The organism is Ruegeria sp. CL7 (genome assembly GCF_056536445.1).
This window is the reverse complement of record NZ_JBQFPQ010000022.1, coordinates 1-2,354: the sequence shown is the minus strand read 5'-3', so window position 1 is coordinate 2,354 and position 2,354 is coordinate 1. Positions and strand designations below refer to the sequence as shown.

At 58.6% G+C, this 2,354-nt stretch carries 2 protein-coding genes; one reads left to right on the top strand and one right to left on the bottom strand.

Annotated elements, in window-relative coordinates:
- Positions 1 to 109 precede the first annotated feature (109 nt).
- Positions 110 to 1,087, top strand: coding sequence for an HpcH/HpaI aldolase/citrate lyase family protein (locus tag ACR0LI_RS20770; protein ID WP_480621767.1), 978 nt, complete (start codon positions 110 to 112; stop codon positions 1,085 to 1,087).
- Between the two features lie 69 nt (positions 1,088 to 1,156).
- On the opposite strand, the gene ACR0LI_RS20765 is transcribed toward ACR0LI_RS20770, so the two are convergent.
- Entirely contained in the window at positions 1,157 to 2,158 is a 1,002-nt protein-coding gene (locus ACR0LI_RS20765; RefSeq protein WP_171725211.1) for a helix-turn-helix domain-containing protein, read from the bottom strand.
- Between the last annotated feature and the right edge of the window lie 196 nt (positions 2,159 to 2,354).

Sequence of the window (2,354 nt, the reverse complement as noted above, 5' to 3'; positions counted from 1 at the left end):
TGGCGAAGACGGCAACGGCGCCGTCGAAGCCAAGGTCAAGGCCGAGGTCGCAGACCTCTGCGCCAAATTCCCGATCTATCCGAACCTGTAAGACGAAGGACCCGAACCTATGAGCTTTCATTCCATTGACCAAGCCCCAGCACGCCTGAACCGAAGTGAATTGGCCGTGCCCGGCAGCCAACCCGGAATGTTCGAAAAGGCAGCCAAATCCGATGTAGACGTCATTTTCCTTGATCTGGAAGACGCCGTCGCGCCCGATGAAAAGGAACAGGCCCGCAGGAACATCATTCAGGCGCTGAACGACATCGATTGGGGCAACAAGACCATGTCGGTTCGGATCAACGGTCTGGACACGCATTACATGTACCGCGACGTCGTCGATGTGGTCGAACAGGCGGGTGAACGGCTGGACCTGATCATGATCCCCAAGGTCGGGACAGCCGCAGATGTGTATGCGGTCGACATGCTGGTGACCCAGATCGAAGACGCCAAGGGTTACAAAAAACGGATCGGGTTCGAACACATCATCGAAACCGCGCTTGGCATGCAGAATGTCAGTGAGATTGCGGCAGCATCCAAGCGCAATGAAAGCTTGCACTTCGGTGTGGCCGACTATGCGGCCTCGACCCGTGCGCGAACCACGATCATCGGTGGTGTGAACCCGGACTACTCTGTTTTGACCGATGCGGACCCCGAGGACGGTCGCCAGACCCATTGGGGTGACATGTGGCATTATGCTCTGGCCCGCATGGTGGTTGCGGCGCGCGCCAACGGGCTGCGTCCGATTGATGGGCCTTTTGGCGATTTTCAGGACCCGGACGGTTACAAGGCCGCCGCAAAACGTGCCGCCGTTCTGGGTTGTGAGGGCAAATGGGTCATTCACCCAAGCCAGATCGCGCTGGCGAACGAGGTGATGTCGCCGTCCGACGCCGAGGTCATCAAGGCGCAGCGAATTCTTGTTGCCATGGCCGAGGCCGAGGCAGACGGAAAAGGCGCCGTTTCGCTGGATGGTCGACTGATTGATTACGCCTCCATCCGTCAGGCCGAAGTGCTGGTGGAAAAGGCAGGCCAGATTGCTGCGGCGTGAACCAAACCAGTGTTGCGTGGGCAAACTGCCCACGCGATGTCATCGCCGGTTGCGCAAGCCGAAGAAGTGCTAGGATCCTTCCGGGGCCATCGAACCCGTGAACCGACGGTCCCGGACATCATCCGGGCTGGTTTTGTAGCAGCGTTGAAACGCACGTTTCAATGCGACGGGCGATGAAAAACCGGTGGCTGCCGAGATTTCGATCTGCGACATGTTCGTGAACTGCAACAGGTTCTGCGCCCTTTCCAGACGAAGCTCCTTGTACGTGGAAAGAAGCTTTGCTCCGGTTTTGCTCAGGAACCGTCGTTGCAGCTGCCGCGTCGAGGTTTTGAGCAAACGGGAAAGATCGGAGATCGTCAGAGGATCTTCGATGTTCTCCTGCATCGCATCCAAAGTGCGCACCACCAGAAGATCGCCTTTTGCCTTGTGCACCAACCGGGCGGCCAACCTGCTTTCGTGTTTTTGCGTAGGTTCGGTCAGGCCGATATAGCTGCGCAATGCGTCCGCAATATGCTCTCCGTGATCCAAGGACACGAATTCGGACAACAACCGCAACGCGCTCAGTCTGCTGGTCGCGCTGTGGGGGTGCCCGTCGGCGGCCAGATGGGTTGCCGCACCGCAGCTTTCCAATCCGCTTTCCAGCGCGGCCGCGGCAAAGTTCGGGTGAACCGCGACGATGTTTCGGCCCGCTCTGCCCAGTTGCACCAGCAACAGGACAGCTCCACCGACCAGAACGGTCCTTGAAGACAGGTTGAGAACTTGCGAAATCCAGCTTCTGCGCGAACCGGAGACGTCCCAGTTGTTCTCCAGGTCGCCCCAGAATATCGCCGTCCGACCTGCCCAATAAAGAGGCCCGCCAACCGAGTCATTTCCGGACACCCGGAGATTGACGACGTAAGAGCAGTTTTCGACCAGGCTGTTCAGAGCGTGATAGAACTCGACGACGATCTCGGCCGATGCCAGCGCCCGGGTGTCGCTGAGGATAACATCGATGTGTTTTATTCTTTCGGGCACCTCCGGCCCGGTCTTTGCCAGGTCGGCGCGATCATTTGCGAGGACATAGTGTTTCATTGTTCCTCCATCGAATTGACGAGAGGCAGCGCCTCGCTGGACGCTGCCCTCATTTTCGGATTTCAATCCGCCAGGGCAAACCGCGGATTGCTACGCCCGGTTCCCTATTCCGCGGCGTCTGCGTATGCGTCCATTGGGGGGCATGTGCAGACGAGGTTTCTGTCACCGTAAGCGTTGTCGACGCGGTTGACGGGGG